At 67.0% G+C, this 25,620-nt stretch carries 21 protein-coding genes and 2 tRNA genes; 14 read left to right on the plus strand and 9 right to left on the minus strand.

Features of this window, described 5'->3' with window-relative positions; all coding sequences use genetic code 11:
• The first annotated feature begins 135 nt into the window (after nucleotides 1-135).
• Both ettA and ACFQZV_RS08805 read left to right on the plus strand, forming a co-directional pair.
• Nucleotides 136-1,815, plus strand: coding sequence for an energy-dependent translational throttle protein EttA (gene ettA, locus ACFQZV_RS08800; RefSeq protein WP_378752754.1), 1,680 nt, complete (start codon nucleotides 136-138; stop codon nucleotides 1,813-1,815).
• Nucleotides 1,808-2,302, plus strand: a complete 495-nt coding sequence (locus tag ACFQZV_RS08805) for an acyl-CoA thioesterase (RefSeq protein ID WP_378752752.1) — start codon at nucleotides 1,808-1,810, stop codon at nucleotides 2,300-2,302. Before ettA ends, ACFQZV_RS08805 begins: the two co-directional genes overlap by 8 nt.
• Nucleotides 2,303-2,316: 14 nt before the next feature.
• On the opposite strand, the gene ACFQZV_RS08810 is transcribed toward ACFQZV_RS08805, so the two are convergent.
• Nucleotides 2,317-3,165: an acyl-CoA thioesterase gene (locus ACFQZV_RS08810; protein WP_378752840.1), complete on the minus strand. Its 849-nt coding sequence runs from the start codon at nucleotides 3,163-3,165 to the stop codon at nucleotides 2,317-2,319.
• Nucleotides 3,166-3,293: 128 nt separating this feature from the next.
• On the opposite strand from ACFQZV_RS08810, the gene ACFQZV_RS08815 reads away from it, so the two are divergent.
• Nucleotides 3,294-3,965 carry a hypothetical protein gene (locus ACFQZV_RS08815; protein ID WP_378752750.1) on the plus strand — a complete coding sequence of 224 codons (672 nt, stop codon included), beginning with the start codon at nucleotides 3,294-3,296 and terminating at the stop codon, nucleotides 3,963-3,965.
• 7 nt (nucleotides 3,966-3,972) lie between these two features.
• Here the strand turns inward: ACFQZV_RS08815 and ACFQZV_RS08820 are convergent, their stop codons facing one another.
• The 4 genes from ACFQZV_RS08820 to pepN form a co-directional block, all read right to left on the minus strand.
• Nucleotides 3,973-5,637 (minus strand): FAD-binding dehydrogenase, encoded by a 1,665-nt coding sequence (locus ACFQZV_RS08820; protein ID WP_378752748.1) that lies wholly within the window; start codon nucleotides 5,635-5,637, stop codon nucleotides 3,973-3,975.
• Nucleotides 5,638-5,665: 28 nt separating this feature from the next.
• On the minus strand, nucleotides 5,666-6,109 hold the full coding sequence (locus tag ACFQZV_RS08825) for a globin (RefSeq protein ID WP_378752838.1): 444 nt from the start codon (nucleotides 6,107-6,109) through the stop codon (nucleotides 5,666-5,668).
• 26 nt (nucleotides 6,110-6,135) lie between these two features.
• Nucleotides 6,136-7,230, minus strand: coding sequence for a mechanosensitive ion channel family protein (locus ACFQZV_RS08830; protein WP_378752746.1), 1,095 nt, complete (start codon nucleotides 7,228-7,230; stop codon nucleotides 6,136-6,138).
• Between the two features lie 75 nt (nucleotides 7,231-7,305).
• Complete coding sequence (pepN, locus tag ACFQZV_RS08835; protein WP_378752744.1) at nucleotides 7,306-9,873, minus strand: aminopeptidase N; 2,568 nt, start codon at nucleotides 9,871-9,873, stop codon at nucleotides 7,306-7,308.
• A 128-nt stretch (nucleotides 9,874-10,001) separates the two neighbouring features.
• Here pepN and ACFQZV_RS08840 point away from each other — a divergent pair, with 128 nt between their 5' ends.
• The 4 genes from ACFQZV_RS08840 (at nucleotide 10,002) to ACFQZV_RS08855 (ending at nucleotide 14,326) form a co-directional block, all read left to right on the plus strand.
• On the plus strand, nucleotides 10,002-11,192 hold the full coding sequence (locus ACFQZV_RS08840) for a ferrochelatase (RefSeq protein ID WP_378783306.1): 1,191 nt from the start codon (nucleotides 10,002-10,004) through the stop codon (nucleotides 11,190-11,192).
• A gap of 21 nt (nucleotides 11,193-11,213) precedes the next feature.
• Complete coding sequence (locus tag ACFQZV_RS08845) at nucleotides 11,214-11,750, plus strand: ribose-5-phosphate isomerase (RefSeq protein ID WP_378752740.1); 537 nt, start codon at nucleotides 11,214-11,216, stop codon at nucleotides 11,748-11,750.
• Nucleotides 11,750-12,748 (plus strand): Fpg/Nei family DNA glycosylase, encoded by a 999-nt coding sequence (locus ACFQZV_RS08850; RefSeq protein WP_378752738.1) that lies wholly within the window; start codon nucleotides 11,750-11,752, stop codon nucleotides 12,746-12,748. The genes ACFQZV_RS08845 and ACFQZV_RS08850 overlap by 1 nt, the downstream gene beginning before the upstream one ends.
• Nucleotides 12,749-12,829: 81 nt before the next feature.
• The gene (locus ACFQZV_RS08855) at nucleotides 12,830-14,326 is read left to right on the plus strand and encodes an amidohydrolase (RefSeq protein WP_378752736.1); all 1,497 of its coding nucleotides are present in this window, start codon (nucleotides 12,830-12,832) and stop codon (nucleotides 14,324-14,326) included.
• Nucleotides 14,327-14,360: 34 nt separating this feature from the next.
• Here the strand turns inward: ACFQZV_RS08855 and ACFQZV_RS08860 are convergent, their stop codons facing one another.
• Complete coding sequence (locus ACFQZV_RS08860) at nucleotides 14,361-15,650, minus strand: ion channel protein (protein WP_378752734.1); 1,290 nt, start codon at nucleotides 15,648-15,650, stop codon at nucleotides 14,361-14,363.
• Nucleotides 15,651-15,745: 95 nt separating this feature from the next.
• Nucleotides 15,746-16,225, minus strand: coding sequence for a Dps family protein (locus ACFQZV_RS08865; RefSeq protein ID WP_378752732.1), 480 nt, complete (start codon nucleotides 16,223-16,225; stop codon nucleotides 15,746-15,748).
• Between the two features lie 162 nt (nucleotides 16,226-16,387).
• Between ACFQZV_RS08865 and ACFQZV_RS08870 the strand changes: the two genes are divergently transcribed.
• Both ACFQZV_RS08870 and ACFQZV_RS08875 read left to right on the plus strand, forming a co-directional pair.
• Nucleotides 16,388-18,532 carry an acyltransferase family protein gene (locus ACFQZV_RS08870; RefSeq protein ID WP_378752730.1) on the plus strand — a complete coding sequence of 715 codons (2,145 nt, stop codon included), beginning with the start codon at nucleotides 16,388-16,390 and terminating at the stop codon, nucleotides 18,530-18,532.
• Nucleotides 18,529-19,065: a gamma carbonic anhydrase family protein gene (locus ACFQZV_RS08875; protein ID WP_378752728.1), complete on the plus strand. Its 537-nt coding sequence runs from the start codon at nucleotides 18,529-18,531 to the stop codon at nucleotides 19,063-19,065. Before ACFQZV_RS08870 ends, ACFQZV_RS08875 begins: the two co-directional genes overlap by 4 nt.
• Before the next feature lie 52 nt (nucleotides 19,066-19,117).
• Here the strand turns inward: ACFQZV_RS08875 and ACFQZV_RS08880 are convergent, their stop codons facing one another.
• Together ACFQZV_RS08880 and ACFQZV_RS08885 are read right to left on the minus strand one after the other, a co-directional pair.
• Nucleotides 19,118-20,404 carry a hypothetical protein gene (locus ACFQZV_RS08880; RefSeq protein ID WP_378752726.1) on the minus strand — a complete coding sequence of 429 codons (1,287 nt, stop codon included), beginning with the start codon at nucleotides 20,402-20,404 and terminating at the stop codon, nucleotides 19,118-19,120.
• Nucleotides 20,405-20,544: 140 nt separating this feature from the next.
• Nucleotides 20,545-20,618 (minus strand) — tRNA-Gly (locus tag ACFQZV_RS08885).
• A 252-nt stretch (nucleotides 20,619-20,870) separates the two neighbouring features.
• Here ACFQZV_RS08885 and ACFQZV_RS08890 point away from each other — a divergent pair.
• The 5 genes from ACFQZV_RS08890 (at nucleotide 20,871) to clpX (ending at nucleotide 25,282) form a co-directional block, all read left to right on the plus strand.
• Nucleotides 20,871-20,944 (plus strand) — tRNA-Pro (locus ACFQZV_RS08890).
• A 71-nt stretch (nucleotides 20,945-21,015) separates the two neighbouring features.
• Complete coding sequence (gene tig, locus ACFQZV_RS08895; RefSeq protein WP_378752724.1) at nucleotides 21,016-22,383, plus strand: trigger factor; 1,368 nt, start codon at nucleotides 21,016-21,018, stop codon at nucleotides 22,381-22,383.
• A 185-nt stretch (nucleotides 22,384-22,568) separates the two neighbouring features.
• On the plus strand, nucleotides 22,569-23,153 hold the full coding sequence (locus ACFQZV_RS08900; protein ID WP_378752722.1) for an ATP-dependent Clp protease proteolytic subunit: 585 nt from the start codon (nucleotides 22,569-22,571) through the stop codon (nucleotides 23,151-23,153).
• 31 nt (nucleotides 23,154-23,184) lie between these two features.
• Complete coding sequence (locus ACFQZV_RS08905; RefSeq protein WP_378752720.1) at nucleotides 23,185-23,856, plus strand: ATP-dependent Clp protease proteolytic subunit; 672 nt, start codon at nucleotides 23,185-23,187, stop codon at nucleotides 23,854-23,856.
• Nucleotides 23,857-24,013: 157 nt separating this feature from the next.
• Entirely contained in the window at nucleotides 24,014-25,282 is a 1,269-nt protein-coding gene (gene clpX, locus ACFQZV_RS08910) for an ATP-dependent Clp protease ATP-binding subunit ClpX (RefSeq protein ID WP_378752718.1), read from the plus strand.
• The last annotated feature ends 338 nt before the right edge of the window (nucleotides 25,283-25,620 follow it).

Below are 25,620 nucleotides of genomic sequence, written 5' to 3' on the forward strand. Positions count from 1 at the left end.
CACACTCGAGGCATCGACGGGAGCAAGACCCTTGACGCCTCACCGGGCCGTTCGTCGCACCCCAGGGCGAACCGCATCCCACATCGCCGGTAGGCTGGGGCGCTGACGTCCGCACTCCACAGAGAGCAGAACCGCATGGCTGAGTACATCTACTCGATGGTCCGCGCCCGCAAGGCCGTCGGCGACAAACTGATCCTCGACGACGTGACGATGGCGTTCCTCCCAGGAGCGAAAATCGGCATGGTGGGCCCGAACGGTGCCGGAAAGTCGACGATCCTCAAGATCATGGCCGGGCTCGACACTCCCTCCAACGGCGAGGCGAAGCTCAGCCCCGGGTTCTCGGTCGGCATCCTCATGCAGGAGCCCGAGCTGGACGAGGCCAAGACCGTGCTCGAGAACATCCAGGACGGCATCGCGATCAAGGCCAAGCTCGATCGCTTCAACGAGATCTCTGCACTCATGGCCGATCCCGACGCCGACTTCGACGCGCTGCTGGCCGAGATGGGCACGTTGCAGGAAGAGATCGACGCGGCCGACGCGTGGGACCTCGACTCGCAGCTCGAACAGGCGATGGACGCGCTGCGCACGCCGCCCGGTGACGCCTCTGTCGCCAACCTCTCCGGCGGTGAGAAGCGCCGGGTGGCGTTGGCGAAGCTCCTTCTCCAGAAGCCCGACCTGCTGCTGCTCGACGAGCCGACCAACCACCTCGACGCGGAGAGCGTGCTCTGGCTTGAGCAACACCTGCAGAAGTACGCGGGCGCCGTCATCGCGATCACCCACGACCGGTACTTCCTCGACAACGTCGCGGAGTGGATCGCCGAAGTCGACCGCGGCCGGCTCATCGGGTACGAAGGCAACTACTCGACCTACCTCGAGAAGAAAGCCGAGCGCCTCGCGATCCAGGGTAAGAAGGACGCGAAGCTCGCCAAGCGACTGGCCGATGAGCTTGACTGGGTGCGCTCGAACGCGAAGGGCCGCCAGGCCAAGTCGAAGGCACGCCTCGCGCGCTACGAAGAGATGGCGGCCGAGGCGGACCGGACGCGCAAGCTCGACTTCGAGGAGATCACGATCCCGCCCGGGCCGCGCCTGGGCAGCGTCGTGATCGAGGCGAAGAACCTCAAGAAGGGGTTCGACGGACGATCGCTCATCGACGGACTCAGCTTCAGCCTGCCGCCCAACGGCATCGTCGGCATCATCGGTCCCAACGGTGTCGGAAAGACGACGCTCTTCAAGACCATCGTCGGTCTCGAACCGCTCGACGGCGGCGACCTGAAGATCGGCGAGACCGTCAAGATCAGCTATGTCGACCAGACGCGCGGCAACATCGATCCCGAGAAGACCCTCTGGGAAGTCGTTTCGGACGGCCTCGACATCCTGACCGTCGGAAAGACCGAAATCCCGTCACGTGCGTACGTGTCGAAATTCGGGTTCAAGGGTCCGGACCAGCAGAAGAAGGCCGGGGTGCTCTCGGGTGGAGAGCGCAACCGACTCAATCTCGCTCTGACGCTCAAGGAGGGCGGCAACCTGCTGCTCCTCGACGAGCCGACCAACGACCTCGATGTCGAGACCCTGCAGTCGCTCGAGAACGCGTTGCTCGAGTTCCCCGGGTGCGCGGTGGTCATCACCCACGACCGGTGGTTCCTCGACCGCATCGCCACCCACATCCTCGCGTACGAAGGCACCGACGAGCAGCCGGACCGGTGGCACTGGTTCGAGGGCAACTTCGAGGCGTACGAGCAGAACAAGGTCGCGCGTCTCGGCCCCGACGCGGCGAAGCCGCACCGCTCCGTGCACCGAAAGCTCACCCGTGACTGACGAGGTCGCTCCGCAGCGCATCCATGTCGCGGTACATCTGCGGTGGGGCGACCTCGACGCCCTCGGGCACGTGAACAACGTCTCGATGCTGAAGCTTCTCGAAGAAGCGCGCCTGCGCGCGTTCTGGACGCCCCCCGAAGGCGGAGAGCCGGCACCGACGGCAGTCTTCGATGCGAGTGTCCTCGACGGTGTGGGACGGCAGACCACCCTCGTCGCGCATCAGGAGATCGAGTACCGCACACCGGTGCCCTACGGGCACCTCCCTCTCGACGTGGAGATGTGGATCGGACGCGTCGGGGGATCCAGCGCGGACATCTGCTTCGAGGTCTACAGCCCACAGGGGATCGAGCCGCGCGTTCTCTACGCGCGGTCCACCGCCGTCGTTGTGCTCGTGGACACCGCATCCGGGCGTCCGACACGGCTGAGCGCAGAACTGCGTGAGACCTGGGCTCCCTACGTCGGTGAACCGATCCGCTACCGGCGCTGAGCGTTCAGCGAGCGTCACGCGCCCGACGGCACCCGCACCATGATCTCTTGGGCGATACTCGCCAGGAGCGTCCCGCCCTGCGTGTAGACCCGACCTGTCGCAAGTCCCCTGCCTGCGCGGGCGCTCGGAGACTCCTGCACGTAGAGCATCCATTCGTCGACACGTCCGGGCCGGTGCCACCACATCGCGTGGTCGAGGCTCGCGACTTTCAGGCCCGGTGTGCTCCAGGAAACCCCGTGCGCGCGCAGAATCGACTCCTGGATCGTCAGATCACTCAGATAGGCCAGGGCCGCACGATGGATCGTGAGGTCGTCCGGCAGTTCCCGACGTACCTTCATCCACACCGCCTGCGCCGGCTTGCGCTCGCCGTCCACCCGCGTGTAGATCGGCGACGAGACATGGCGAAGGTCGACGGGGCGGTCGGTGAACAAGCGCTTCGACACGGGGTGCAGGCCGTCCAGATGCGATTCGACGTCAGGGATCGCGTCCGGTGCAGGGATTCCCTCGGGCATCGGCGTCTCGTGCTCGAGACCGGGACCCTCGTGCTGGAATGACGCGATCATCGAAAAGATCGGTACACCCTCCTGGTAGGCCTGTGTCCGGCGGGTCGAGAAGGAACGTCCGTCGTGAATGCGATCGACCGCGAAAGTGATGCCCTTGGAAGCGTCCCCGGGGCGCAGAAAGTACCCGTGCATCGAGTGTGCGCTGCGATCGTCGGCGATGGTGCGCGTTGCGGCGACGATCGATTGGGCGAGCACCTGACCGCCGTAGACCCGACCCAGGGGCATCGACTGCGACACACCGGTGAAGATGTCCTCCGTCGTGCGTGCATCCGACGACGAGAGATCCATCACCGCGAGCATCGAGGCGACCGGATCGAACTCCGCAGAGGCGGCATCGGGCTCGGGACTGCGGGCGTCGGTCACGGGTCTCCGTTCGAGTGCGTCGATCTGGTGCGGCAGGCGAGCCGCCGCTTGGTAGTTTAGGGCGGATGCCGCATCCGCTCCTTTTCACCGACGCCCTCGGTGCGGCCGATGCGCTCACGTTCGCCGGTCGCGCAGCCGCGCTCGGAGACGGGATCGTGCGTCTGCGCGCCGACGGGGGCGTCCTGGTGATGTCGTGCGCACCCTTGGCGCCGCGGGGACTGCTCGATGCCACCCCGACCGTGCTCGGCCTGCGTGTCCTCGCGGTCGATCCGGAGTTGGCGTGCGACCTCCTCGTAGACGGGGCGGCTTTGGGTGCGGTCGACGGCGACCCGCGTGCGCTCTCACTTCCCGACACGGCCCGTTCCGCCGCCTGGGCGGGGGTGTCGCCTCCGCGAGGCGGCTGGGCGGTGGCGGGGACGGTCGCGGCGTCGACGCTGGCGAACAGGGCACAGTGGGGGATCGCGGCGGTGGCCGAAGGTGTACCTGTGGACGCGGGTGAGGATGCCGTCCGCGCCGTCCGGGCCTCTGTCTGGGGTCGCCCCGACGAAAGCCTGCAGGACATGCCACTCGGTGTCGCGTTCGCGGCGTTCGCGCTCGGATTCATCGGCGGCGAGGAGAGCGCACAGGTGCGTACGGCGGGGCCCTGGACGCGGGTCTCCCTCGCTCGCGGACACGTGCTCGCCCGAGGACCCGTGCGGTCCGGTCTCACCGGTGTGCGAGCCACCGGTGGGTCGTGACGGATCGTCAGACGGCGTCGGCCATCGAGCGGCCGGCGATCCGACCCGAGAACAGGCACCCGCCGACGAACGTGCCCTCGAGCGCCCGATAGCCGTGGATACCGCCGCCGCCGAATCCGCTCGCCTCGCCGGCCGCGTAGAGCCCGCGAATCGGTGCGCCGTCGGCGCCGAGCGCGCGACCGGCGAGATCGGTTTCGATCCCGCCCAGAGACTTTCGCGTGAGGACGTGCAGTTTTACGGCGATGAGCGGGCCGGCGGCGGGATCGAGGATGCGGTGGGGGCTCGCGGTACGGATGAGGCGGTCACCCCGAAACGCCCGAGCCGAACGCAGCATCGCGATCTGGGAGTCCTTCGTGAAGTCGTTGTCGACCTCGCGATCGCGCGCCTCCAGTTCGGTGCGCACACGGTCGGTGTCCAGCAGGTCACCTCCCGGGAGCGCGCTCATTCCGGCGAGCAGATCGTCGAGGTTGTCGCGGACCACGAAGTCCGCGCCGTGGTCCATGAACGCCTGCACCGGCCCCGAGGCACCTTTCCCGAGCCGCGTCGAGGCGAGCAGACGCAGGTCCTTGCCCGTCAGGTCGGGGTTCTGTTCGCTTCCCGAGAGGGTGAACTCCTTCTCGATGATCTTCTGTGAGAGCACGAACCACGAATGGTCGTGTCCCGTCTGGCGCAGGTGTGCGAGCGTGCCCAGGGTGTCGTATCCGGGGTACAGCGGCACGGGCAGACGCCGGCCCGTGGCATCGAACCACATCGACGACGGGCCGGGGAGGATTCGGATGCCATGCCCCGGCCAAACCGGATCCCAGTTCTGGATCCCCTCCACGTAGTGCCACATGCGGTCGGTGTTGATGAGGCGGGCCCCCGCGTGCCGGGCGGGATCCATCATCGACCCGTCGACGTAGGCGGGGACCCCCGTCACCATCGTGGTGGGCGGTGTGCCCAGGCGCTCGGGCCAGAAGCGTCGGACGAGCTCGTGGTTGCCGCCGATCCCACCGGAGGAGATCACTGTCGCGCCGGCAGTGATCTCGAACTCCCCGACGACGTCGCGCGAGGAAGGGTAGCCGCGCCCGGCGCCGGAGGGGGCGAGCACGTCACCCGCCACACCTGTCACGGTGCCGTCCGCTGTCGTCAGTGCGGTCACGCGGTGCCGGGGGAGGATGGTCAGTCGCCCCGATGCCTCTGCGGCTTCGACGGCCGCCTGGAAGGGGGCGACGAGTCCAGGCCCAGTACCCCACGTGATGTGGAAGCGCGGGACGGAGTTGCCCGGACCGGTCGCCGTGTAGCCGCCGCGCTCGGCCCACCCGACGATCGGGAAGAACCCGACGCCCTTCTCCCGCAGCCACGCCCGCTTCTCGCCGGCAGCGAACTGCAGGTAGGCCTCGGCCCATTGCCGGGGCCACGCGTCGTCGTCGCGGTCGAACCCGGCGGTGCCGTACCAGTCCTGGCGTGCCAGGTCCAGGGAGTCTTTGACCCCGAGGCGCCGCTGTTCGGGGGAGTCGATGAAGAACAAACCGCCGAACGACCACCACGCCTGGCCGCCGAGGTTCGAGCGAGGCTCTTGGTCGACGATGATCACGCGTTTTCCCGCCGCGGCGGCTTCGCCGGCGGCGACGAGGCCGGCCAGCCCCCAACCGATCACGAGTACATCGGCGGTGTGTGTCGTGGTGGGCATGCGACTCCTTCGTCGGTGGTGGTGCGGATCAGTCGTCGTTCGCGGGGTGTACGGGCAGAGCCGTGCGTGCTCGGCCGTCTGCTGCCGGGCCGATGCCGGAGGGCTCGAAGGTGTTCACCATCGCCTGCGCGGCCCGCTCCAGGTAGTCCCAGAGGGTCGCCTCGTGCAGGGGAGAGAGATCCAGATCGTCGACGGCGGTGCGCATGTGCAGCAGCCAGCGGTCGCGTGCCTCCGGGTTGATGTGGAAGGGCGCGTGCCGCATCCGCAAGCGGGGATGTCCGCGCTCTCGGCCGTAGGTCGTCGGCCCACCCCAGTACTGCTCGAGGAACATCAGGAGGCGGCGTTCGGCCGGACCGAGATCCTCCTCGGGGTACATCGGCCGCAGCACGTCGTCGCCGGCGACACCCTCGTAGAAGACGCGCACGAGGCGTTCGAACACCGGACGCCCGCCCACATCCTCGTAGAAGGTCACGGGTGTCGTGTGCTCGCGCGGGTCTGTCACTGCTCGTTCTCCTCGACGACCGGCGTGCTTCCGGTCGGTGTGCCCCGCCGTCCGGTGCGCTTGGGGCGCCACGTGGGGCGGTCGGCCTGGGATGCGCGTGGGATGGGCTGTGGTTTGGTCTTGGGCGGGTTTGCGCCGCGGATGCGGCCGGCTCCCTCCAGACCAGACAACATGATCGAGTTCAGTTGTGGCAACGTCAGTCCCATCGAATCGATGGAGCGCTTGAGCCGCATCCGCAATTCACGTGCGACGTCGTCCTTCGCGTTCGCGCGTGTCTTCATGACGAGTCGGATCACCAGCGCATCACCCGAGACGGACTCCAACCCCCACACTTCGGGGTCTTCGATGATGCGTGTGCGCCACTTCTCATCCTTCGCGAGGTCGCGCGCAGCCTCGAGCATGGCGTCTTCGACGGCCTCGATGTCGGCGTCGACGGGAACCGCGAGATCGATGATGACGCGCGACCACCCCTGCGACATGTTGCCGATCCGGGTGATCTCGCCGTTGCGGACGTACCAGAGGGTTCCGTTGACGTCGCGGACATGGGTGATCCGCACGCTCACGTACTCGACGATTCCCGTCGCCAGACCGAGGTCCACGACATCGCCGATGCCGACCTGGTCCTCGGCGACGATGAAGATGCCGTTGAGCACGTCCTTGACGATGTTCTGCGCTCCGAATCCGAGCCCCGCCCCGATCGCCGCTGTCAGCAGCGTCAATGACGCCAGCGCGTTCGGAGCGAGGATGTTCACGATCAGCAGGAGTGAGACGATGACGATCGCGACGTTGACGATATTCTGCAGGATCGATCCGAGGGTGCGGGTGCGCTGGACCACGCGAACGGATGCGAGGGGGGAGCGCTCGAGGGCGAGCGTGTCGGTGACTTCCGCCTTCGACTTCGCCCCGTTGACGATGCGACGCACGACACGGCGGATCACGAGCCGCAGGATCCACCCGAACAGGAACGCGCCGATGATCACCCCCGCCACGCGGAGGATGTTCCACCCCGAGGCGACGAAGAAGTCGGCCACTCCGCTCCAGAACGCGGGGTCGCCGAAGGTCGGCGCGGGGGCGCTCGGATCAGCGGACATGTGCATCTCGCATGATCCTAACGACGGATGCCTCGGCCACACCTGTGTGTGAGCCGAGGCATCCGTGTGTGCGTGTCAGGACGCGTCGCGGTCCTGCACCGAGAGCGCGCGCTCGACGCCCGCGAGGTTCTCGGTGACGAGACGTCGCAGTGCGGGCGCGGCATCACGGTTGTCCGACAACCACGCGCGGGTCGCGTCGCGCAGTTCCGCGTTCGCGAGGGGGGCCGGGTAGAGGCCGAACACCAGGTACTCGGCGATCTTGTACGTGCGCGACTCCCAAATCGGCACCAACATGTCGAAGTACGCGTCCACGAACGCGCTCAACAGATCACGTCCCGCTGGGTGGACGAAGCCGAGCGAGGCCGAACGTACGAGCGTGTTCGGGAGGTCATCGTGCTCGACGAGAGCACTCCACGCGGCCGCCTTCGCCGCAACCGTCGGGATCGCCGCTTTCGCCTGGGCTGCGAACTCCCCGCCCTTCGCGGTGTTGTCGGCGGCGAGCGCCTGGTCGATCTCGTCAGCCGAGACCACTCCGCCGGCGGCGAGGGAGACGAGCAGCTGCCACGCCAGGTCGGTGTCGACCTCGAGCCCGTCGAGCGCGACGTCACCGTCTCGTACCTGCTTGACGATCGCCCACTGCGCGGGCGTGGTTGCCGCCGAGGCGAACGCGGTCACGAACTGCAGTTGGCTGTCGCTGCCCGGCTGTGCCGCGCGAGCCAGCTCCCACAGGGCGTCGGCCACGCGTTCACGGGTCGCTTCGCGGGCCTCGGGCACGACGTACGAGTTCGCCGCCAGCTGCAGCTGTGCGAGCGTGGTGCGGACGGTCGTCGATTCGGTCTCTGTGGCGATGTTGCGCAGAACGAGATCGACGTAGTCGGATGCAGAGGCCTCCGCATCCCGTGTCTGATCCCATGCCGCACCCCACACGAGCGAACGCGCGAGCGGATCGCTGATCTTGCCGAGGTGGGCGATCGCCGTCTCGAGCGAGCGGTCATCGAGGCGGATCTTGGCGTACGCGAGGTCTTCGTCATTGAGCAGGACGAGATCAGGTCGGGCGACGCCGCGCAGTTCGGGAACGTCGGTGATGTCACCGTCGACGTCGAGCTCGACGTGGTGCACACGCTCGAGGGCATCGCCGCGCAGGCTGTAGAAGCCGACGCCCAGACGGTGCGGACGGATCGTGGGATAGTCCGCGGGCGCGGTCTGGATGATCGCGAACCGTGAGATGAGACCGTCGACGTCGGTGGTGATCTCGGGGGAGAGGGTGTTCACCCCCGCTGTCTCGAGCCACTTCTTCGACCATGTGCCGAGCTCGCGCCCACTCGTGGCCTCGAGTTCGGTGAGGAGGTCGGGCAGTTCGGTGTTCGACCACGCGTGCTTTGCGAAGTAGGCCGAGACCCCCGCGAAGAACTCGTCGATTCCGACCCACGCGGCCAGCTGCTTGAGCACCGAACCACCCTTGGCATAGGTGATGCCGTCGAAATTCGCTTGGACGTCCTCGAGGTCGTTGATCGTCGCGACGACGGGGTGGGTGGAGGGGAGCTGGTCCTGGCGGTAGGCCCAGGTCTTCTCCATGGCGTTGAACGTGGTCCACGCCTCGGTCCACTCCGTCGCCTCCGCCGTGGCGATCGTCGACGCCCACTCGGCGAAGGACTCATTGAGCCACAGGTCGTTCCACCATCGCATCGTGACCAGATCGCCGAACCACATGTGCGCAAGTTCGTGCAGGATCGTCACGACACGGCGTTCCTTGACCGCATCGGTGACCTTCGAGCGGAACACATAGGTCTCGGTGAAGGTCACCGCCCCGGCGTTCTCCATCGCGCCCGCGTTGAACTCGGGAACGAAGAGCTGGTCGTACTTGGAGAATGGGTAGGGGTGGTCGAACTTCTCCTCGAAATACGCGAATCCTTCGCGTGTCTTGTCGAAGATGTAGTCGGCGTCGAGGTACTTCCACAGGCTCTTGCGGCCGTACACCCCGAGGGGGATGACGCGACCCGACGAGCTGGTGAGTTCGGACGTGGTCACCTCGTAGGGGCCCGCGACGAGCGCCGTGATGTACGACGAGATGCGAGGAGTCGGCTCGAACGCCCACGTCGCTGAGCCGTTGCCGTGGCTCTCGGGTGTCGGCGTCGGGGAGTTCGAGACCACGTGCCACTGCTCGGGTGCGGTGACGGTGAACCGGAAGGTCGCCTTGAGGTCGGGCTGTTCGAAGACGGCGTACATCCGGCGTGAGTCGGGCACCTCGAACTGCGAGTAGAGGTACACCTCGCCGTCGACCGGGTCGACGAAACGGTGCAGGCCTTCACCGGTGTTGGTGTACAGGCAGTCGGCATCGATGACGAGTTCGTTGTCGGTCTCGAGCGCGTCGAGGGTGATGCGGGAATCGGCGAAGACCGTGGAGACGTCCAGCGGCCGGCCGTTGAGGGTGATCTCGCGCACGTCGCGCGCGATGAGGTCGATGAAGGTCGATGCGCCCGCGGTGGCGGGGAAGCGCACGACGGTGCGCGACCCGAAGATCTCCGCTCCCTGTGTGAGGTCGAGCGAGATGTCGTACGAGATCTCGGGGTCGGCCCCGCTCGCGGGGGCGATGATGGCGCGGCGCTCCTGCGCCTCGACGCGGGTGAGGTTCTCTCCAGGCACGGATGTAGCTCCCGTTGTTCGGAATCAGGGACATGGCGCACGCGTGGTTGGCGGCGCCGGCCCAGCATACGCGGTGCGGCCCAGTGTGCTGAGGAAGGCTGTGGGCCGATCGGGAGTGCGAAGATGAAATGGTGAGTGTCACCGATCGCCCCGAGCCCGTTCCCTACGCCTCTGCGGAAGCCTCGCGCGGGGCGCCGCACGTGGAGGTGCCCGTCGCGTACGACGGGCTACTGCTCGCCGGGTTCGGCGGCCCCGAGGGGCAGGACGACGTCATCCCCTTCCTGCGCAATGTGACCCGAGGCCGAGGGATCCCGGATGAGCGGCTCGAAGAGGTGGCGCATCACTATCGCCACTTCGGGGGTGTCAGCCCGATCAATGCGCAGAACCGCGCGCTGAAGAAGGCCCTCGAGGCCGAACTCGCCGCGCGCGGGATCGACCTCCCCGTCTATTGGGGCAACCGCAACTGGGCCCCTTACCTCGCAGACGCCGTGCAGGATGCCGCGGCCGCCGGCCACACGAAGCTCCTGGGATTGGCGACCAGCGCCTACTCGTCGTTCTCCAGCTGCCGCCAGTACCGCGAGGACTTCGCCCGTGCGTTGGAAGAAACCGGCCTCGCGGGCACTGTCACGATCGACAAGATCCGGCAGTACTTCGACCACCCCGGCTTCGTCCAGCCGTTCATCGACGGAGTGCGCGATGCCGTCGCCGGGTTCTTGGAGGCCGGTTTCGCCCCGAATGAGATCCGCGTACTGTTCTCGACCCACAGCGTCCCGACCGCCGACGCACAACGCTCCGGCCCCCGCGACATCGACTTCGGTGAGGGTGGGGCATACGAAGCACAGCACCTCGCCGTCGCCGAGGTCGTGATGGACGCGGTCACCGCCGAGATCGAGCAGGCGGGCGGCGTCGGGTGGAATCTCGTCTACCAGTCGCGTTCGGGCCCGCCCACGCAGCCCTGGCTCGAACCCGACGTCAACGACGTCATCGCCGAGTTGCCGGATGCGGGAGTCCGCGCGGTCGCGATCGTTCCGCTCGGATTCATGAGCGACCATATGGAAGTGATGTGGGATCTCGACACCGAGGCAATGGAGAGCGCCGAAGAGGTGGGGATCCGGGCGGTGCGCACACCGACGCCAGGCGTCGACCCGATGTTCGTGCGAGGGCTCGTCGACCTCGTCGAGGAGCGGCTGTCGGGCACACCGGCATCCGAGCGACCGCACCGCACTGCGCTGGGGCCCTGGTTCGATGTGTGTCGTCCCGCGTGCTGTGAGAACGTGCGCGCCGGATTCAAGCCCGCGGCCGCGGGAATCGTGCCCTGAGTCGTCCCTAGGATTGGTGCCATGCGCATCCACATCGCCACAGACCACGCCGGTCTCGAGTTCTCCACCCAACTGCAACATCACCTCGCCGCGCGCGGTCACGACGTGGTCGACCATGGGCCGCTCGACTACGACCCCGTCGACGACTACCCGTCGTTCTGCATCCGTGCGGCACAGGCAGTGGCCCGCGATCAGGCCGATGGCGTCGAGGCGCTCGGGGTCGTCTTCGGAGGGTCCGGCAACGGCGAGCAGATTGCGGCGAACAAGGTCCGCGGCATCCGAGCGGCCCTCGTGTGGAGCATCGCGACGGCAGAACTCGCACGCGAGCACAACGACGCGAACGTGATCGCCATCGGTGCGCGCCAGCACACGTTCGTCGAGGCCGCATCGTTCATCGACCGGTTCATCGCCACCCCGTTCTCGAACGATGAGAGGCACGTGCGCCGGATCGGCCAGATCGCGGCGTTCGAGATCGACGGCGCGCTCGAGCCCGACCCGCGGGCCTCGGTGGTGCGGGGCGGTGAGTCGGCCGACGCGCTCGACGTCGAGGCAGGCTGATGCCCGAAGGGCACTCCGTCCACCGCATCGCTCGGCAGTTCGATCGCAACTTCGTCCGAAAGCGAGTCGGCGCATCAAGTCCCCAGGGGCGGTTCGCCGACGGGGCCGCGCTCCTGGACGGACGGACGGTGACCTCGGTCCGTGCCGTCGGCAAGCAGATGTTCGTCGAGTTCGACGACGACCTGTGGTTGCGCGTGCACCTGGGGATGTACGGAGCCTGGGACTTCGCCGGTGACGTGCTCGTCGACGCGACGATCGCCTCGGCGAACGGCCGTATGGGGCAGACGAACCAGCGGGGAACGGTCGTCGACGATCGGGTGATGGATGCCGCGGGTGAGAACTCGCTGTCCTCGATCGGTGCGCCGCGGCGCGCGCGTGTGCACGTGCGGATGTCGGAGCAGACGACCGGGCTGGGTGGCGACGACGACGCCTGGCCGCCACCGGTCGTGGGGCAGGTGCGTTTGCGCTTGTTGACGGACGAGGTGTGCGCCGATCTCAGGGGACCGACGGCCTGTCAGCTGCAGACTCCGGACGAGGTCGCAGCGACGATCGCGAAGCTCGGCCCGGATCCGCTGGTCGATGACCCGGCCGAGGCCGAAGAACGGTTCGTATCGGTTGTGCGGCGAAAGCCCACGGCGATCGGTCTGCTCCTCATGGACCAGTCCGTCGTGAGCGGGATCGGCAACGTGTACCGTGCCGAGATGCTGTTCCGGGCGCGCCAGAACCCGCACACGCCGGGTCGCGACGTTCCCGAGGACGTCGTTCGTGAGCTGTGGCAGGACTGGGTCCGCCTGCTCGCCATCGGCGTCGAGACCGGCCAGATGATGACGATGGACGATCTGTCGCCTGAACAATGGCGCGCTGCCATGGCGCACCGCGACGACCGCCACTGGGTCTACCACCGCGCGGGTCTGCCGTGTCGGGTTTGCGGTACGACGGTCGTTGTCGAAGAGGCCGCCGGTCGCAAGCTCTACTGGTGCCCGCGCTGTCAGGCGTGACCCGGCGGCTCGCTCTCTTAGGCTGATCTCCATGCGTCACTGTTCTCGTTCCGAGCCTGCTCACGACCAGTGGTTTCGCCGATGATCGGCGGTCGTATCGGCACGATCGTCGGCGCCCGGATCGGCGGCGACGGTCGAGAGATGTTGCCCGACGACGGCGCCTACGACGTCTTCCTCTCCGGCGGCGTGATCACCGACATCGCCCCCACGGGTGCGTTGCCGTCCCGGGGTGAAGTGCTCCGCGCCGACGGTGGTTGGCTGATTCCCGGGCTGTGGGACCACCACGTGCACGTCGTCCAATGGGCTCTGGTGGCGATGCGGGAGCCTTTGGGGCACGCCGTTTCGGCCACCCATGCGGCCCGGATCATGGCCGAGGCGCCCATTCTCGCCGACGGCCGCCGCGTGGGAACCGGTTACCGTGATGCGCTCTGGCCCGACACGCCGTCCCTCGACGTCCTCGACGGGGTCACCGGCGACGTGCCGACGTACATGATCAACTCCGACGTGCACAGCGTGTGGCTCAACTCGGCTGCGATGCGGCGCGAAGGTCACATCCCCGACGGCATCGGCGTTCTGCGAGAAGAGCCGGCGTTCGAGATCTCGCGTCGACTGAACCTCCTCGATCCCACGGTCTCGGACACGTTCGTCGACACGATGGTGCGGCAGGCCGCCACGCGTGGGGTCGTCGGACTCGTCGATCTGGACATGGCGTGGAACGAGGGGGAGTGGGCGCGTCGGCTGGCTCGGGGAATCGACGCCGTTCGCGTCGAGTTCGGTATCTATCCGGCGTTCCTGGACCGGGCGCTTGCGGAGGGGCTGCGCACGGGAGATCTTGTCCGAGGCGCAGACACCGACCTCGTGCGGGTCGGACCGCTCAAGGTGATCTCCGATGGGTCGCTCGGCACCCGCACGGCCGCCTGCTCGCATCCGTATCCCGGTGATCCGCATGATTACGGCGTGCTCACGATTCCGCCGGTCGTGCTGACCGACCTGATGACGCGCGCGACGGCGGGTGGCCTCGCCAGCGCGATCCACGCGATCGGTGACATGGCCGTTTCGCATGCGCTCGACGCGTTCGCCGCGACCGGTGCGTGGGGGAGTATCGAGCATGCACAGTTGCTCGCGCATGCGGACATCCCGAGGTTCTCGCGCCTGGGGGTGGCTGCGAGCGTTCAGCCGGAACATGCTGTCGATGATCGCGACATGACCGACAGGCTGTGGGCAGAACAGACGGCCATCCCCTATCCGTTGCGTTCGTTGCGGGACAGCGGCGCGAACCTGCGCCTCGGCTCGGACGCGCCGGTGTCGAATCTCGACCCCTGGGCCGCGATGGCCGCGGCGGTCTACCGCACGCGTGACGGACGCGAGCCCTGGCGGCCCGAAGAAAGCATCGATGCGGAGACGGCGTTGGCGGCGTCCACCCATGGCGGCTCGACGGCGGGCGCCCGCATCGAGGTCGGTTCGGTTGCAGACCTTGCTCTGTGCGCGCACGACCCGCTTTCTTCGAGCGAGGAACAGCTTCGCGGCATGGAAATTGCCGCAACCATGTTGGCGGGGCGCGTGACGCACCTTCAGTGAGCCTGCCGGCCCGGCGAGGCTGAGCGCGCCGCGGTCAGGTGGCGGGTTCGCTCGGCGTGGGCTTCGGTTTCGTCTTCTCGACCACTTCAAGCGGCGGCGCCTTCGTGACGATCAGCCATGTCGGCAGAATGATGACGCACAAGATGGGCAGGAGTCCGAGGTCGCCCGTGAGCGCGATCCCGAGGAACAGCGCGATCCATCCGTCGCGTGTGGCCACGAGCACGATGCCCATACCGCCGCACGCGATCGCCAGCCCGAGGGGAATCTCCGGAAAGAGAGCGTGCGCGCTCAGGCCGAGAGCGACTCCCACGAAGACGGCGGGGAAGATCCGGCCACCGCGAAAGCCCGCACTGGCAGCGACGAGCAGGGCGACGACCTTCACGAGCGAGAAGAACAGTAGTTGTGAAGCGGTGTAATCGCCGGGATTCTCGACGATCTCACGGGTCTGCTCGAGTCCCTTGAACAGCGTCAGCGGGCCTCCGATGGCGCCGAGGATGCCGAGCACCAACCCGCCGAGCGCAGTGTAGAGAACGGGGCTGCGCAGGGAGTGGAACGCGCGGTGAAGAAGCGGAAAGACGAACGCCGCGAGAATGCCGAGGCCCGCCGAGACGGCTGCGATCAGAGTGCCGGTCAGCAGGTCGATGGGTGTCGGTCCGTCATACGCGGGGACGTCGAATGTGAAGCTGGGGGCGCCCAAGACATGCATCGTGAGAGCACCGGCGGAAGCTGCGGCGATCGGGAGAAAGAGCTTGTCCCAGAGCGAGCCGCCTCCGCGCACCGCGGCGAGTGTTCCGGTGAGGACGAGGGCGGCCGCGACGGGCGTGCCGAAAAGGGCCCCGATCGTCGCGGACGTCGCCAGCAAGATCGAGATCCGCGGCGGAATCGCGCGGATGAATCGTGCGCACAGGGCGACGACGAGTGCGCAGTTGATCGCGATGATGGGATTCTCGGGACCGAGGCTGACGCCCCCGGCAAGGCTCAAGACCACAGCGAGCACGATGCTCGGTACGGCCTTGAGCGGGGCAGGCGGTGCGTCGAGTTCGGTCGTGGCCGAGTCGCTTCCCGCGTGGCCGGGCACGTATCGGACGACCAGTCCTACCGCTGTGCCGGTCGCGGTGAGGATCGCGATCGTGAGCCAGGGGCTGTCGGTGGGGATGCCGAGGGCAGTCGGCATCGCATCCCACAAGACGTGCTGTAGCGCTTCTGCCGTGCGATCCATCGCCCACAGCACGAGGGCCGACAGGATGCCGATGGCGATTGCAGGAACGGCCAACACGGCAAGCGTGCGTACTCCCGGCGAGGGCAGTGGCTGTTCCTGCGGCATCCGAGTCCTCCCGCGATACACCCTAGGGGAACAGCGAAGGGGCCCGGGAACGCGATGTTCCCGGCCCCCTTCAGGCGTCTTCGTGAGCTATGCGATCACTCAGCGAGGTGTGCGAACAGAAACCAGCGGTCCTTCTCGAGCGCGGCCTTGATGGCGATGGCGATGTCCTGGCTGGTGAGGTCGACCTCGTCGAGACCGTCGATCGCGGCCTGCGTGTCGGCGATCACGGCGTCCATGTCGGCGATCACGTCGCGGATCAGCGTCTCCCAGGGGGTGAATCCGGCAGGGACCGCCGTCGACGTCTTCGCGGCGATCGTCGAGACTCGGGCGTCGATCGGCAGACCGAGGGCGACGATCCGCTCGGCGGCCTCATCTGCGCCGTTCTGCGCGTTCGTCACAAGCGTGTCGAGCAACTCGTGGATCGCGATGAAGTTGGATCCCCGCACGTTCCAGTGGGCCTGCTTGCCGTTGACGGCGAGGGCCTGAAGGCCCAGAACGACGGGCGTGAGGAACTGCGCGGTGCCTGCGGCGACGGTCGGGTCGGCGATGGTGGCGGGGGTGGTGGTCTTGGTCATTTTCTGTCCCTCCGTGTCTCGGGCGCCCTCTGCGTGGATCACACGCTGCGCCCCGATGGATGTAACGCTACTCAGCTGCACGCATTCCGCAAGCAAGCAAAGGCTCCACTAATCGCGGCCGGTCGGCACGGACTGCGGCACGGTTGCGGCTAACGTTCAGGGGTGCCCTCCGCAGACCACGATCTCGGTCCCCAGAACCTCGGTGCACCCGCACACACGGTGACCCGCGAACCCCCGGACCGCTCGCCCGAGCACGCCGAACCGTCACGTTTCCTTCCCCACGTCCAAGGTCTGCGGGCGATCGCCGTGTTGTTCGTCGTGCTGTACCACTTCTGGCCGGCGCGGCTTCCGGGGGGATACGTCGGCGTCGACGTGTTCTTCGTCATCTCAGGGTTCTTGATCACCGCACACCTCATGCGGGAGATGACGGCGACCGGCACCGTCAAGCTCGGCCAGTTCTGGGCGCGACGTGCCCGCCGGCTGCTCCCGGCATCCCTCCTGGTGCTGTTGTTCTGCGCGATCGTCGCCGCCACGCCCTACCTGACACCGACATCCGCTCTACCGGGTGAGATGCAGGAGATCCTCGCCTCGACGTTCTATGTCGAGAACTGGTTCCTGGCATTCACCTCCGCCGACTACCTCAACCACGCCGGCGACCCGACGACGGTCCAGCACTACTGGTCACTGTCTCTGGAAGAGCAGTTCTACGTGGTGTGGCCGCTGCTCATGCTCCTGGCGGCATGGATCGGGGCGACCCGGTTCCGTGGCGGTCGTCGCCGGGCGATCATCTGGACCCTCGCGATCGTCAGCGCCGCATCGTTCGTGTTCTGCGTCGTCTTCACCATCACCGAACCCGCACCGGCTTACTTCGTCACCTTCGGCAGAATGTGGCAGTTCGGCGTCGGAGCGATGCTCGCGCTGATCCCCCTGCTGCGCATCCGCCATGCCGCGGCGAGCTTCGTCGTCGGCTGGGCGGGTATCGCCGTGTTGCTGTACGTTGCGTTCACGTTCGACGGGCAGACCCCGTTCCCCGGCTACATGGCTGCACTGCCGACGCTCGGCGCCGCGGCGGTCATCGCGGCATCCAGCACCGAGCGCTGGTGGTACCCGACACGCCTACTCGCCATTCGCCCCGCACGCTTCATCGGCGACATCTCTTACTCGCTGTACCTGTGGCATTGGCCGCTCATCGTCATCGCGCCGTCGGTGCCCTTCTGGGGCCTCACGATCTATCACCGCGTCGCGCTGCTCGCGCTCTGCTTCGTGCTCGCATGGCTCACGAAGCGGTTCGTGGAGGACCCGGCGCGAGGATGGAAGGTGCTCACCTCCCGGCCCGCACGCGTCACGCTGTGGTCGTCGCTGGCTGCGATGCTGGTCGTCGGCGGTGTCGCCGGCGCCGGGTGGGCGGCCAACGCGCCGGCCTACAACGCCGGAGTGCAGGCGATCGAACAGCTCCGGGAAGATCCGCCCGAGTGCTTCGGCGCGGCGACGGTTCTCGACGAGGCCTGCACCGCGTCCGATTTCGGGGACACCATCCTTCCCACTCCGGGCTTCGCCGGTGTCGACCGGCCGGACGACGCCGAGTGCTTCGTCCAGCTCAACGACGCACGGCCGGTCTCGTGCGAGTTCGGATCGGATGCCGCCGATGCGCCGCGCGTCGCGCTCGTCGGCGACAGCCACGCGTATCAGCTCCTGCCGACGTTCCAGCGCCTCGCCCTCGAACGGGGATGGCACCTCACGACGTGGTTCAAGGGAGCGTGCGCGTGGAACACGACGCCGCTGTCGACGCCCGGCGCGTTCGGCGCCGCGTGTACCGAATGGCGGGACGGCGTGCGCGAAGCGATGGGTGAGGCCGATCTCGATGCCGTCTTCACCGCCGCGATCGCCACGACGCCGTACTCGGCGCAGGGCTACGACTCCTCCTACGATGCCGCCGTCGCCGGCTACCGCGCGGCATGGGGCGAGATGCTCGACCAGGGGGTCCCGGTCATCACCGTTGTCGACAACCCCGTGTGGGAGACCGATCCGAACAAGTGTCTGCGCACACGGGATGCCGCATCCTGCGACGAGCCGCGATCGGCGGTCCTGGTGGAGGACGATCCGTTGCGCGCGGCCGCATCCGGTCTCGAAGGAGTCACCCTGCTCGACTTCACCGATGTGTTCTGCGGCCCGGAGGAATGCCGGGCGGTCGTCGGGGGAGCGAACATCTATCGCGACCAGGACCACCTGACCGTCACCTTTGCCGACACGTTGGCGCCCTGGTACGCCAACGCCATCGAATCGGCACTCGGTAGGGTCGATCCATGACCGTCAGCGATGCCGCATCCGTTCTGTCCGTGGGAGGTCACGCCCCCGTCATCGATCCGTCCGCTTTCGTCGCGGCCGGTGCCCGGGTGATCGGCGCGGTCGTTCTCGAGGAACGATCGAGCGTCTGGTACAACGCCGTTCTGCGTGCCGATGGCGACACGATCACCATCGGTGCGGCCAGCAACCTGCAGGACAACGTTTCGGTCCACGTCGATGCCGGGTCGCCGGTGATCCTCGGACGCAACGTCTCGGTCGGCCATAACGCCGTCGTCCACGGATGCACCGTCGAGGATGACGCACTCATCGGCATGGGAGCCACCGTCATGTCGGGCGCCGTGATCGGCGCGGGCTCCCTCGTCGCCGCGGGAGCCGTCGTGCTGAGCGGGACCATCGTGCCGCCCGGTTCCCTCGTCGCGGGCGTGCCGGCCAAGGTGCGACGCGAACTGACCGCCGAAGAACGCGACGGCATCCGCCGCAATGCAGAGGCGTACTTGGTGCACACCGAGGAACACCTCGCCGCCGACGAAGCCTGACCGCCGCGATCAGCACGGCGAGGCACGCCGCGCCGTCGGGGAGATGACGTCGTCAGGAACCCGTGCGCTCACGGCGGCGCAGCAGCATTGCCGCCGCACCGCCGACGATCAGAGTGCCGGCAGCGATCGGCACAGCCACGGGCACCCCACCGCCCGTCAGGGCTAGCTCTTGTGGGGCCTCGGTCGGTGCGGAGGCTGACGTCGCAGTGGGGAGGGTCGAGGCAGCTGTCGTCGTCCCCGAGGAAGTGACGCTCTCGGACCCGTCGGTCAGCGGCAGCTCGAGTGGAACGACAACCTCCGTGCACGTCTCGACGTCCGCATAGACGGCGGGTGAGGCGGGAACAGCCTCCGACAGGAGCACCGGATCGCCGTACACAGCCGGCTGACTCGGATGGATCGTCTCTGCGAACTCGGCCTCTTGTGCCGGTGCCACGACGATGATTTCTTCCCACGCCGGTGTGACGAGGACGCGTTCGACATGTGAGATCTCGGGCTGCGCCGGCAGAGCCGGTCGGCCTTCGACGACCACGATCGTCTCATCCCATGCTTCGGTCACGACGACCGTTTCATCCCATGCTTCGGTCACGACGACCGTTTCATCCCATGCTTCGGTCACGACGACGGTCTCATCCCATGCTTCGGTCACGACGACGGTTTCATCCCATGCTTCGGTCACGACGACCGTTTCATCCCACGCGGGCGTGACGACGAGATCCTGAGCGGTCCAGAAGAAGTACGACGCACGACCGTTGCCCTTGTGCACGACGCCTACGGCGGAGCCGTCGTATTTCTTTCCGTTCGCGTTCCAGTCCGAGGGGCTGGTGGTGGGCGTGTTGCCCGCCGCGGGTCCGGAGGGTCCGCCGACCCAGGCGAAGCGGGTGTGCTCGGTGGTGGTCACGGCTTCGTGGTGAATCGTGCGTGTCGTCGCCGGGTGGTGAATCGTGCGTGTGGTTGCGGGGTGGTGCACGACCTGCGTCACCGCTGCATGACTGATCGTCTGCGTCGTCGCGGGGTGGCGAACGATCCGGGTCACCTCATCTACCGCTGGAGTCGCCGGCACGTACGGGCGATCGATGACGAGTCGCTCGTCGTACACCGCCTCGTGGTGCACGATGCGGCGCACCTCCTCTGCTGCGGGCGAGACCAGCACGCGTTCGGTCCACGCCTCTGTCGCCGGGAACAGCAGTGGCGCGTCCCCGAACCGGGGTTCGACCGCTTCGATGGCCGGACTGACGAGCACGCGTTCAACGGTGCACGCTTCTGCTGCCGACGCCGGCGAAGCGACTCCGAACGCCATTCCTCCGGCGATGACCGCCGTGATGATTGTCTTCGTTCCCATCATTGCCCCCAAGTTCGTACCGCATTGCTGCGGTGGACATGAGGCTACGTACGGCAGCTCAGCGGCGAGCGAGGGAAGCCTTCGCAGACCCTCAGGGTTGGGCAAGTAGTGCGCGGAACCAGCCCCGTGGAAGGCGTATGTGGAGGGGATGACGGGAATCGAACCCGCACCATCAGTTTGGAAGACTGAGGCTCTACCATTGAGCTACATCCCCGCAGCGGCGAGCCGCGGCATCCGACAGTCTATGCCACCGACCGTCGCACTCGTGACACGCGGCACTCGTGACCCCGCCTCACCGGGCAACTCGCGTGATGAGGAGGGGCGGATGTCTGCTTCGGAGGGACCGGCCCCTCGAAGGCGCAGCCAGCGGAAACGGCCTGCCTGAACGGGGGGCGGGTATCGCGCATCCACGTCGGCTAGACTTCTGGGGGCCGTTTCGTGTCCGCGCGTCCGCGTGCGACCTGCCCGGGGCGTAGCTCAGCTTGGTAGAGCGCCCGCTTTGGGAGCGGGAGGTCGCAGGTTCAAATCCTGTCGCCCCGACGAACGGCCCCACGAACCCCAGAACTTCACCCCGCGTTCGCGCGCGGGCCGACGAAGGAGAACGAACAGGCATGGTGAACAGCACCGTCGAGAAGCTCAGCCCGACACGGGTCAAGCTCAACATCACGGTCACGCCCGATGACCTCAAGCCGAGCATCACGCACGCGTACGAGCACATCGCACAGGACGTGCAGATCCCCGGCTTCCGCAAGGGCAAGGTGCCCGCGCCGATCATCGACCAGCGCATCGGCCGTCTCGCGGTGCTCGAGCACGCCGTCAGCGAAGGGCTCGACGGGTTCTACCGCCAGGCCGTCGAGGCCAACGAGATCCGTGTTCTCGGCCGCCCGAGCGCAGAGGTCGTCGAGTGGCCCAACGAGAAGGACTTCTCGGGCGACCTCCAGGTGACCGTCGAGGTCGACGTCCGCCCGGACTTCGACCTGCCCGAGCTCGACGGCATCACCCTCGAGGTCGAGAGCGTCGAGCTCGACGAGAACGCCATCGACGAAGAGCTCAACGGTCTGCGAGCCCGCTTCGGCACGCTCATCACGGTCGACCGTCCCGCGGCGAAGGGTGACTTCGTCGAGCTCGACCTCGTCGCGACGATCGACGGCAACGAGATCGACCGCGCCGAGGGCGTGTCTTATGAGGTTGGGTCGGGCGAACTCCTCGAAGGCATCGACGAGGCCGTCGACTCGCTCACCGCCGGTGAGGACACGACGTTCCGCTCGAAGCTCGTCGGCGGCGACCACGCCGGCGAAGAGGCTGAGGTCGCCGTGACCGTGAAAGCCGTCAAGGAGCGCGAGCTCCCCGAGGCAGACGACGACTTCGCACAGATGGCGAGCGAGTTCGACACCATCGCCGAACTGCGCGACAGCCTCTCGGAGCGCGTCGGACAGCAGGGCGCCTTCACGCAGGCCTCTGCAGCGCGTGACAAGCTGATCGAGACGTTGATCGAGACGCTGGACATCCCGGTTCCCGCTCAGCTCATCGAAGACGAGGTGCACAACCACCTCGAGGGTGAGGGTCGCCTCGAGGACGACACGCACCGCGCCGAGGTCGCCGAGGCCAGCGAGAAGCAGTTCAAGACGCAGATGGTGCTCGACAAGATCGCCGAGACCTTCGAGGTCCAGGTGTCGCAAGACGAACTGACCCAGTACCTCATCCAGTCGGCAGCGCAGTACGGCATGGCTCCGCAGGAGTTCGTCGAGGCGCTGCAGCAGGGCAACCAGTTGCCCGCGATGGTCGGCGAAGTCGCACGCAACAAGGCACTCGGTGTTGCGCTCGGCAAGGTCACGGTCGTCGACACCGACGGCAAGCCCGTCGACCTCACCGGCTTCATCACCGCTGAGGAAGAGGCCGCTGCCGAAGAAGAGGTCGTCGAAGAAGCTGAGGAGATCGTGGACGCCGCGGCCGACGAAGCCGAGGCTGACAAGGCCTGATCGCGACAGCGCAACACGAAGGGGCGGGTGCCGTCGGCATCCGCCCCTTCGTCGTCTTCCGCCCCGACACCGTGGGCTCGTGATCGGATGATCCGCCCCGTGATCTGCCCAGGGCGAACACGGGCGGGTCGCCGCTGCTGCGCCGGTAGATTCGAGTGCGACGACGACGGAAACAGGAGAGTCACATGGCCGAACCACTTGTCGCGACAAGCGTCTTCGACAGGCTGCTGAAGGACCGCATCATCTGGCTGGGGTCGGAGGTGCGTGACGAGAACGCCAACGAGATCTGCGCGAAGATCCTGCTGCTGGCTGCGGAAGATTCGCAGAAAGACATCTACCTCTACATCAACTCGCCCGGTGGTTCCATCACCGCAGGTATGGCGATCTACGACACCATGCAGTTCGTGCCGAACGACATCGTCACGGTCGGGATCGGGATGGCCGCGTCGATGGGTCAGCTCCTGCTCACCGCCGGCACGAAGGGCAAGCGCTACATCACCCCGAACGCCCGCGTCCTGCTCCACCAGCCCCACGGTGGCTTCGGTGGCACTGCGAGCGACATCCAGACCCAGGCTCAGCTGATCCTCGACATGAAGAAGCGTCTCGCTGAGATCACCGCATCGCAGACCGGAAAGTCGGTCGAGCAGATCAACGCCGACGGCGACCGCGACCGCTGGTTCTCGGCCGAGGAGGCCCTCGAATACGGCTTCGTCGACCACATCCGCGAATCCGCCGCAGACGTCGTCGGTGGCGGCGGAACCGCGAACTGACCAGGCTGACGGCGAAAGAGAGAGAATCCGAATGCACACTCCGACCTTCGGCGCATCCGCCCCGCAGGGCCTGCAGATGCCCGGCAGCCGCTACATCCTCCCGCAGTTCGAGGAGCGCACCGCCTACGGCTACAAGCGCCAGGACCCGTACAACAAGCTGTTCGAGGATCGCGTGATCTTCCTCGGCGTGCAGGTCGACGACGCCTCCGCCGACGACGTCATGGCGCAGCTTCTCGTGCTTGAGTCGCAGGATCCCGACCGCGACATCATCATGTACATCAACTCGCCCGGTGGATCCTTCACGGCCATGACGGCGATCTACGACACGATGCAGTACGTGTCGCCGCAGATCCAGACCGTCGTTCTCGGGCAGGCGGCATCGGCGGCCTCGGTGCTGCTCGCCGCCGGTGCTCCCGGCAAGCGCCTCGCGTTGCCCAACGCCCGCATTCTGATGCACCAGCCCGCCATGGGCGAGGCCGGTCACGGACAGGCCTCCGACATCGAGATCCAGGCGGCCGAGATCATGCGCATGCGCACGTGGCTCGAGGAGACCATGGCCCGGCACACCGGTCAGGACGTCGCCAAGGTCAACAAGGACATCGATCGCGACAAGATCCTCTCGGCGCAGGAATCGCTTGAGTACGGCATCGTCGACCAGGTGTTGACGACGCGCAAGCGTGGACAGGCCGCGATCACTTCCTGAACGCGCGACGGATGCCGGATGCCCCGCCGATCGACACCACCGATCAGCGGGGCATCCGCCTTTCGCGCAGAGGGCGTGTCGCAATGCGACCTCATGTCGGCGCCAGCGGTTAGGCTCGGTTCAGAGCCGGAGACCCGATCCAGCGAGGAGGAGCCCGATGGCACGTATCGGTGAGAGCGCCGACTTGTTCAAGTGCTCCTTCTGCGGAAAGAGTCAGAAGCAGGTCCAGCAGTTGATCGCGGGACCCGGCGTCTACATCTGCGACGAGTGCGTCGAACTGTGCAACGAGATCATCGAAGAGCGCATGGCCGAGTCCTCGTCCGAGGCCGTCACCGAGTTCGATCTGCCGAAACCGCGTGAGATCTTCGGATTCCTCGAGGAGTACGTCGTCGGGCAAGAAGACGCCAAGCGGGCCCTTTCGGTCGCGGTGTACAACCACTACAAGCGTGTGCGCGCCCGCGGCACGATTCAGTCGGCCGAACAGCGCGCCGACGAGGTCGAGATCGCCAAGAGCAACATCCTGCTTCTCGGACCGACCGGATGTGGAAAGACCTATCTGGCTCAGACGCTCGCCAAGCGTCTGAACGTCCCGTTCGCTGTCGCGGATGCCACGGCTCTCACCGAAGCCGGCTACGTCGGCGAGGACGTCGAGAACATCCTGCTGAAGCTCCTGCAGGCCGCGGATTTCGACACGAAGCGTGCCGAGACCGGCATCATCTACATCGATGAAGTCGACAAGATCGCGCGCAAGGCCGAGAATCCGTCGATCACCCGCGACGTATCGGGAGAGGGTGTGCAGCAAGCGTTGCTGAAGATCCTCGAGGGTACCGTTGCCTCGGTGCCGCCGCAGGGTGGGCGCAAGCACCCCCACCAGGAGTTCATCCAGATCGACACGACGAACGTCCTGTTCATCGTCGCCGGCGCGTTCGCGGGGCTTGAGGAGATCATCTCGTCGCGTGTCGGCAAGCACGGCGTCGGGTTCGGTGCGCCCCTACATGACAAAGATGACGACCACACGCTGTTCAGCGAAGTCCGGCCTGAAGACCTCCACAAGTTCGGCCTGATCCCCGAGTTCATCGGCCGGCTCCCGGTCGTGGCATCGGTGTCCCCGCTGGACCGCCCCGCGCTCATGGAGATTCTGACCGAGCCGAAGAACGCGTTGGTCAAGCAGTACCAGCGCATGTTCGAGATCGACGATGTGCACCTTGAGTTCGATACAGAGGCGCTCGAGGCGATCGCCGACATGGCGGTCGCCCGAAAGACGGGTGCGCGCGGGTTGCGAGCGATTCTCGAGGAGGTGCTGGGCCCGATCATGTTCGAGATCCCGTCGACCGATGACGTCGACAAGGTGATCGTGACCCGGGGCGCCGTCGTGGACGGTGCCGCACCGACACTGGTCCTGCGCGAGAAGCGCAAGAGCGCCTGACGCTCGGCCCAAGTCCGAAGCCGCCGCGACGGGGTGAGTCCCAACCGGGTGCCGTTTCGGCTCTAGGAGCCGGGCCCGACTCCACTGCCGCTGGATGACTCCCTCCCAGGCGCGCCACGGTTGGATTCGCCGGGGCAGTCCCCACAGCGGTTGGGCCAGCACGGTTCCGCGGCTTGACGAGTCCGGCCGACCCCAGGGAATCCGGCATCCGAGAGCTCGGCCGACCCAAAGAGTGCGGCATCCGGCAGCCGACAACCCGACAACCCGGCATCCCGCAGCCCGGAACCCGGCATCCGGGATCCGGCAGCCGCGAAACCGGCATCCGTGGTCGCGGGCGC

This window comes from Microbacterium koreense, from assembly GCF_042677105.1.
GTDB classification, from domain to species: Bacteria; Actinomycetota; Actinomycetes; order Actinomycetales; family Microbacteriaceae; genus Microbacterium; species Microbacterium koreense.

Coding starts and splice junctions, on each gene's coding strand:
- ettA (WP_378752754.1), top strand. CDS start 136: ATGGCTGAGTACATCTACTCGATGGTCCGCGCCCGCAAGGCCGTCGGC.
- ACFQZV_RS08810 (WP_378752840.1), bottom strand. CDS start 3,165: ATGCTCGCGGTGATGGATCTCTCGTCGTCGGATGCACGCACGACGGAG.
- ACFQZV_RS08815 (WP_378752750.1), top strand. CDS start 3,294: ATGCCGCATCCGCTCCTTTTCACCGACGCCCTCGGTGCGGCCGATGCG.
- ACFQZV_RS08820 (WP_378752748.1), bottom strand. CDS start 5,637: ATGCCCACCACGACACACACCGCCGATGTACTCGTGATCGGTTGGGGG.
- ACFQZV_RS08830 (WP_378752746.1), bottom strand. CDS start 7,230: ATGTCCGCTGATCCGAGCGCCCCCGCGCCGACCTTCGGCGACCCCGCG.
- ACFQZV_RS08840 (WP_378783306.1), top strand. CDS start 10,002: ATGGTGAGTGTCACCGATCGCCCCGAGCCCGTTCCCTACGCCTCTGCG.
- ACFQZV_RS08845 (WP_378752740.1), top strand. CDS start 11,214: ATGCGCATCCACATCGCCACAGACCACGCCGGTCTCGAGTTCTCCACC.
- ACFQZV_RS08850 (WP_378752738.1), top strand. CDS start 11,750: ATGCCCGAAGGGCACTCCGTCCACCGCATCGCTCGGCAGTTCGATCGC.
- ACFQZV_RS08855 (WP_378752736.1), top strand. CDS start 12,830: ATGATCGGCGGTCGTATCGGCACGATCGTCGGCGCCCGGATCGGCGGC.
- ACFQZV_RS08860 (WP_378752734.1), bottom strand. CDS start 15,650: ATGCCGCAGGAACAGCCACTGCCCTCGCCGGGAGTACGCACGCTTGCC.
- ACFQZV_RS08865 (WP_378752732.1), bottom strand. CDS start 16,225: ATGACCAAGACCACCACCCCCGCCACCATCGCCGACCCGACCGTCGCC.
- ACFQZV_RS08875 (WP_378752728.1), top strand. CDS start 18,529: ATGACCGTCAGCGATGCCGCATCCGTTCTGTCCGTGGGAGGTCACGCC.
- ACFQZV_RS08880 (WP_378752726.1), bottom strand. CDS start 20,404: ATGGGAACGAAGACAATCATCACGGCGGTCATCGCCGGAGGAATGGCG.
- tig (WP_378752724.1), top strand. CDS start 21,016: ATGGTGAACAGCACCGTCGAGAAGCTCAGCCCGACACGGGTCAAGCTC.
- ACFQZV_RS08900 (WP_378752722.1), top strand. CDS start 22,569: ATGGCCGAACCACTTGTCGCGACAAGCGTCTTCGACAGGCTGCTGAAG.
- ACFQZV_RS08905 (WP_378752720.1), top strand. CDS start 23,185: ATGCACACTCCGACCTTCGGCGCATCCGCCCCGCAGGGCCTGCAGATG.
- clpX (WP_378752718.1), top strand. CDS start 24,014: ATGGCACGTATCGGTGAGAGCGCCGACTTGTTCAAGTGCTCCTTCTGC.